The organism is Anabaena sp. AL93 (assembly GCF_001672085.1).
GTDB classification, from domain to species: domain Bacteria; phylum Cyanobacteriota; class Cyanobacteriia; order Cyanobacteriales; family Nostocaceae; genus Dolichospermum; species Dolichospermum heterosporum.
In genome coordinates this window covers 22159-28929 of the sequence record NZ_LJOU01000082.1, presented here as the reverse complement: position 1 = coordinate 28929, position 6771 = coordinate 22159, and the positions used below count along the sequence as shown (strand labels likewise).

General features: G+C 36.0%; 5 protein-coding genes and 1 pseudogene. 3 read left to right on the top strand and 3 right to left on the bottom strand.

Annotated elements, in window-relative coordinates:
• Window positions 1–298: 298 nt before the first annotated feature.
• From AN486_RS19770 to AN486_RS19760, 3 genes and pseudogenes are all read right to left on the bottom strand, one after another.
• Window positions 299–484, bottom strand: a pseudogene (locus AN486_RS19770) (DegT/DnrJ/EryC1/StrS family aminotransferase); the annotation flags it as partial.
• Entirely contained in the window at window positions 481–1608 is a 1128-nt protein-coding gene (locus AN486_RS19765) for a Gfo/Idh/MocA family oxidoreductase (protein ID WP_290602213.1), read from the bottom strand. The pseudogene AN486_RS19770 and the gene AN486_RS19765, both read right to left, overlap by 4 nt.
• A 517-nt stretch (window positions 1609–2125) precedes the next feature.
• Window positions 2126–2677, bottom strand: a complete 552-nt coding sequence (locus AN486_RS19760; protein WP_053538741.1) for an acyltransferase — start codon at window positions 2675–2677, stop codon at window positions 2126–2128.
• Between the two features lie 702 nt (window positions 2678–3379).
• Here AN486_RS19760 and AN486_RS19755 point away from each other — a divergent pair.
• The 3 genes from AN486_RS19755 to AN486_RS19745 all read left to right on the top strand — a co-directional run bounded on the left by AN486_RS19755 (window position 3380) and on the right by AN486_RS19745 (window position 6513).
• The gene (locus AN486_RS19755; RefSeq protein WP_290602211.1) at window positions 3380–3979 is read left to right on the top strand and encodes a hypothetical protein; all 600 of its coding nucleotides are present in this window, start codon (window positions 3380–3382) and stop codon (window positions 3977–3979) included.
• Between the two features lie 38 nt (window positions 3980–4017).
• Entirely contained in the window at window positions 4018–5064 is a 1047-nt protein-coding gene (locus tag AN486_RS19750; RefSeq protein ID WP_290602209.1) for a tyrosine-protein kinase domain-containing protein, read from the top strand.
• A 630-nt stretch (window positions 5065–5694) separates the two neighbouring features.
• Window positions 5695–6513, top strand: a complete 819-nt coding sequence (locus tag AN486_RS19745; protein ID WP_290602207.1) for a WecB/TagA/CpsF family glycosyltransferase — start codon at window positions 5695–5697, stop codon at window positions 6511–6513.
• Window positions 6514–6771 lie beyond the last annotated feature (258 nt).

Here is a 6771-nt window from a genome sequence, read left to right as displayed (position 1 = left end):
GTCATGTTTGAGTAATTTGATGCACTATCAGATTTTTAACTCACCGATTTTACATCATCTGACAACAATTATAAATTTTTATTTCCCTTGGATTCCCTATTCTAAAACCCGAACGATAAACTGGATTTTCCCCATTCGTTGTCAAGCAATCTCTCTAGTTTATTGAGTATTCATACTTATTTTTCAACCCGACTGTTTTTTTAGCCAGAGGCAATGGCTAAAAAATAGTTACTTTGTACTATATTTTGAATTCCAAAATCGGGGCTAATACTTTATTTTTTTCAAAATGAGAATTGCTGGCGCTAGTACCTGTATTCACAGCGATTCCATATTTAGCATCACAGTAGTAAGAAAACTCTTCTTCTAAAGCAACGACCTCACTACCTAAGACAAATTGTGTACTTTCTAGGGCTTTAAAGACAGCGGCGTTAATTTCATTTTTGATGCTATTGTACTGAGCTTTCAAGTCTACAAATGGAATCATGCTGCCACCTCTGCTAAGTCAAGTTCAACTAATCGTCCCTGCTGCGTGATGGATTGGGTAGCAGCTTCCAGAATTCTCACTACCCGCAATCCTGCTTCTCCATCTGTGATAGGGCGATTCCCTTGGCGAATACAATCAATAAAATGTAATGCCTCGGTTTGTAAAGCTTCTGTCATATCCAACTTGGGAGACCACATATCACCGGTGCGATAGCCGACCAGCATTTGGTAAACGTTCTCAGGACTGTCATTCACAGTAATTCCTTTGTCGTACACCTTAATCTTTTCACTCGGTTCTAAATCGTCATAGCAGACCATTTTTTGACTACCACCCAGTATTGTCCGCCGTACTTTTACTGGTGCGAGCCAATTGACATGAATATGTGCAATCAAATTATGATCAAAAAATAAGGTTAAGTAGGCAATGTTTTCTGGTTCGCTAGAAATGTGACTCATGCCTGTAGCAGATACGGCATAAGGCTTCGACGGCAATACATAGTCCATAATTGAGAGGTCATGAACTGCCAAATCCCAGATTACATTCACATCATGCTGGAATAATCCCAAGTTGACACGCACGGAATCATAATAATAGATATCGCCGATAGCCTTTGCCGCTACCAGTTCCTGCATTTTTCGCACTGCACCTGTATACACAAAGGTGTGATCTACCATCAACACCAAATTGCGTCTTTCTGCCTCATCTATCAGTCTCATTGCCTGTTGGGAGGAAACAGTCATGGGTTTTTCTACTAATACGTGTTTCCCTGCTTGCAATGCAGCTAAGGCTAAATTGTAATGGGTAGAAACTGGTGTAGCGATCGCAATTGCATCAATATTTGGATCTGCAAACAGGTCCTGGCTATTTGTCGTTAACTTGACGGCTGGATACCGAGATTGCACCTTTGCTAGTCTATTTACTTGAAAATCACTAACTGCTATGACTTCTGCTCCTGGAATATCAGCAAAACTGCGGACTAAATTCGGACCCCAATAGCCATAGCCGATAACACCAATTTTGATTGTATTAATTGCCTGGACTTGCTGATTAGTAGAGATATTCAGCCTATTTGAATAAATATTTTTATCAAAAGCCATTTCAGAATGAGCATGAGTATTTGTCATTATATCCCCACTATATAAAGAGTGAATTTTACAAAAATTAATCACTAGAAAACAATGAAAAAACAAAGTAATTAACTAGCAATTTACACCGTTTCTTGAAAATAATCTTTTTGAAATTATTTCGATTATCTTGAAGATTAATATGATGATAAAACCATATCTTCCTTGAATTTCTAGCTCGAAAAAGCAAAAAATCAGATAGTTTGTTGCCGGAACATTTGATTTTTTTAGAAATTTGAAAGGTAGAATATGTTGTAAAATAACATTGTTGCATAGTCCATTGTAGACAAATTGGCAAAATTTATTAAGCTCTGAATTTGCTAAAGATATTGTTTAAGAGTAAGCCAAAAAATAAATGATCCTGTTTTGTCATGCTGAGTGTAGCGTTCGCGGAGCGTGGCGTTAGCCATAGCGAAACGAAGCATCTCTTGAGATTCTTCACTACACTTCGTTTCGTAATGCCTCTGGCACGCTGCGCGAACAGAATGACATTGGGCATTTCTTTTTGTGGAGTTCTCTAAAACCTATTGGAAATTGCTTTAAAAGCCGAAGTATTACCAGGTTGATCTGAATGAGCTACTATTGGCAACTTACCTGTATTAGGAATACCACCTATGACTCTTGCAGGGACTCCAACCACAGTTGCGTAATCAGGAACATCATAGGTGACTACTGCTCCAGCCCCAATTATGGCATTTTCGCCAATTGTGACTCCTGCGAGGATTGTGGCATTACTACCAATAGAGGCACGGCGTTTCACATAAGTCCTAATTACACACCAATCAGCTTCAGTCTTTAGGCTGCTATCTTCATTCGTTGCACGAGGGTAAATGTCATTGGTAAACATCACTCCGTGACCAATAAACACTTCGTCATCAATGATTACGCCTTCGCAAATAAATGTATGTGATGAAACTTTGCATTTAGCTCCGACTATGACATTTTTCTGGATTTCAACAAAGCAGCCAATCTTGGTTTCATCTCCAACTTCACAACCGTAAAGATTAACAAGGTGCGGATGAAAAATTTTAACGTCTTTACCTAATTTAACATGGTTATTTATAGCCATTTTTACCTTTTTTCCAAAAAACTTTAGGACAACAATGATACCTTGTGAAACTTTTTCACACTTTTTAGATAGTATATTCTCAAGAATTATCTTAATCAGATATGGGATAATATCTGTTTAAAATCTATCAGTTAATTCAAAAGGTATGGAGTTTCAGTATTAGTGTTTGCCAAGTTAATCAAGAATTCTGGCAACACTATACAATGATTAGAAAAATATACATCTCTATCGCTAGACATATATATTTAATAATATAATCTTGGGTTGTGGGGAAAATTTTATGCTTATAGAGGGATGTATTATAACTGAGAAGTAAAGCATTACACCAAATCAAAATATAATAAAATTTAAAAGTAAATATCTATTTCCTAAGTTTATATTTATTTTACATAATTTTCACAATTATTGCTCAAAACTATGATAATTATGGTTTTATAATTCAACAAAACAAAAATATAGAACTCCTATTTGATTTGGGTACGGCTCTTTTGGGAGAACAGTTTTGTTGAGGATACGCTATATAAACAGAAGATCATGTAGACAAAGATCGCAAAAATATTCCTTAAATATGAGAGTATTTACTTTCCCTTTTGGCAGATAGACTTCTTTCAATGAACCATATCGTAGGGCTTTTAGATTACGAGGATTATATTTGTTCCAAAAGTGGATGCTTCAGAAAATAGAAAATATAGAAGGTTGGCGATGATAAGAAAACACTATCCTTATGAGAATTTGTCGAAAACAAATGGACATCAGCATCAATATATGCCTCTCCTCTACACAGATCAGTCAGAAGAGAGTAATGAAGGTGGATTAAACTTAGGTAAATTATTGGTAGTTGTTCGTCGCAGAATCATTGTAATTGCCATCGGAACAACCACTTTTGCATCTGTTAGTGTAGGATTAGCTTTGAATAAGCCTCAAATGTATGTTTCTAAATTTGAACTTTTAACTGAGCCGATAACCGCTGAAGATAAAGTAGTCCAAGATGACAGATATAACAGAGGTGATTCTAACAAAATAGATGAAACTCAGTTAAAAATTTTACAAAGTCCTAAATTGATGTCTCCTATCACCCAAAAAGTGCAAAAGTATTACCCAGGTAGCAGCGCACCTCAACTTAATATCAAACTCCTACCCAATACCCAAATTTTAGAAGTCAGTTACCAAGATCCCAACCCTAAAAAAGTTTTGTTTGTATTAAATCAAGCATCTGAATCATACTTAAAATACAGTTTAGAAGAACGCCAAACACAAACTAAATTGGGAATTAAATTTGTTGAAAAACAATTGAGGTATTAAAAACAGAAATCCAATCTCTTAATCAAGCTGAAAATTCTTTGCGGCAACAGATTAAACTCTTTCCCTTTATTATTCGTCAAAAAGATGATTTAGAACGACAATTAAAAATTGCTGTTGATAATCTTAATCGCTTTTTAACGGAACGGGAAAGATTACGCATAGATTCAGCCCAAAAGCAGGTACCTTGGCAGATAATTACTCCTCCTATTCAGCCGGAAAATCTTGCACTAAGTACCACACAAAATTTAATTTTAGGAACAGTTTTGGGCTTATTATTAAGCACGGGATCTGCTTTACTTATAGATAAGCTCAACAACGTTTTTTATGACCTTGAGGAAGTTAAAGATAAAATTAAATTTCCTATATTAGGGAATATTCCTCATATTAAGTTTGGTAAAAATGGTCAGCCTGATCAAAAACAGAACATCTCAAAGTTTTGGGAATCTTTTCGCTCTGTTTATACAAATATTGCTCTGCTCAAAGGTGATAGTTCTCTCCGTTCTCTAGCAGTCATTTCAGCGGCTCCTGGAGATGGTAAATCGACAATTGCTTTTTACCTAGCTCAGACAGCAGCAGTCATGGGTAAACGTGTGCTATTGGTGGACGCAAATCTACGTAATCCTAGTATCCATAAAATATTGGACTTGCCTAATACAAAAGGATTAAGCAATCTGATTGCTGAAGGGCTAAATTTTGAGAATGTTATACACAGACATAGTAGCGGTACCAGAGAACAAAATTATGGTTCACAGAAAGCGACTGCAAATGATATAGAAAAATTATTCTTAGAGGATAACTTGTTTATCTTAACTACTGGAGAAATTTCCCAAAATCCCACAAGTTTACTGTCATCTCCTCAGATGGAAAGCTTGACAGAACAATTTAAACAAAGTTTTGACTTAATCATATATGACACATCACATCTATTAGGTTTTGCAGATACTAATATCCTGAGTAGGCATACAGATGCAAGTATTTTGGTTATAGGAGTAGGTAAAACAAACCGTTCTGTTTTAGCCAAAGCATTAGAGCAATTAAATTTCTCTTCTACTCCTATTTTGGGTGCGATTACTGTTGATATATGAAGATCAAATACTAGGTTTACATTACTGTAAAACGTAATTATTTACCCCCTCCTACAAATTGCTCAAAGCCATTTATTTATCGTAAGAATTCAGGTGTTTGAAACCCAGTCGAAGAGCAAGTTTCAAAATTGAATTTGGGTTATTAACATACCTTTAGTCCCAATAATTATGGTTGGCTGAAAAAGTTGTTTGTGAAGATAGGGAACAGGAAGGATCAGGGAACAGTTTTAGCTATATGGATATGCTCAATCTTCCAAACCCGACAAGGAAAAATGCACCTATTTTGAGACACAATAAGCCAAAACCTGGCACTTTTTTGTGATAAAAATCCGCGAAACCTTTATTAATAAACGGTTTTAGCTTTATTCAGCAAGCCCTAAGTAATCAAAATATAGGCGTTACGTAATTCTTATTGAGAATAGAAATTTGTGTTTAATTCCCAGAAAATCTTGTCAGGAAATGATTGTAGAGATTTTGGTATGACCTCAATCCTTACTATTTATCGTTGGGAGGTAGGGGAAATGTGAAAGGGTGAAAGGTTACTATCAAACAACTCAGATGATTGTTTACTAACTTTGAGTTTTAAACATTATCTTAAGATTTTTACAACTCAACAATATAAATAAAAAGATGCTAACTACAAAAAATCAAATTCAATACTTACATCCATCTCCGGAATTTGAAACTTCAATAACCCCTGCCAGGATTGATATAATTGGCTCTCCTGTTACTGCCTTACCCTTTGAAGTTCAAATAAATATCATATTAGAATGGGCGATGAGTAAAGTCAGCAAAGTTATTTGCGTATCTAATACCCATATGCTCGTAGAGGCTTATTGGCATCCAGAGTTTTCCTCTGTTTTAAAGAGTGCGGATATTGCAACTCCTGACGGAATGCCGTTGGTTTGGATGTTGAAACTAATGGGTGCAGGTTCTCAAAACCGCGTTGCTGGTATGGATATTCTTTTATCTTTGTGTAAATTAGCTCCGCTAAGAGATATTCATCTTTTTTTCTTAGGTGCTGATGTAGTAACTCTAGAGAAGATAAGAAACAAGTTAGAGCGTGTCTTTCCAAATGTAAAAATTGCTGGGATGGAGCCTTTACCATTTCGTCCACTCACACACGCAGAGGATGAAGCTATTATCAAAAAGATTCACGATAGTGGTGCAGGAATAGTTTTAGTGGCTTTAGGATGTCCAAAACAAGAGTTATGGATGAACCAACACAAAGACAAAATTCAGGCTGTGATGATTGGTTTGGGGGGGGCATTTTCTGTCTTTGCAGAAAGTCATAAAAGAGCGCCTTATTGGATACGTCATTTAGGATGTGAGTGGTTATATCGTTTGATTCAAGAACCATTGAGACTATTTAATCGCTACAGTACAACTATCCCAACCTTTATGTGGTTAGCTTTAAAGCAAATCTCAAATAAATTTGCATCTAAGTAGGTTTTTGAGTTTTGGGGTTTACAGCAGTTTGAGATTAAACCCACCACAAAAATTAATCGCAGAATGAAGTTTGGTACTGGTTTTCACCATTTTTATTTGTGGCACGGTTGATTAAAATTTGCTGTAAGTTGAGCGAACTGACAAGTCAGCACTTGCGCTATCGCATCCCTGTAGGTATCGCTTGACAAAGTTACAAGTTTTTATAAGAAAATAGGCTAAAAACCATTGAGGGCAAGTTTTGGAGCGTGGCGGAAAAAC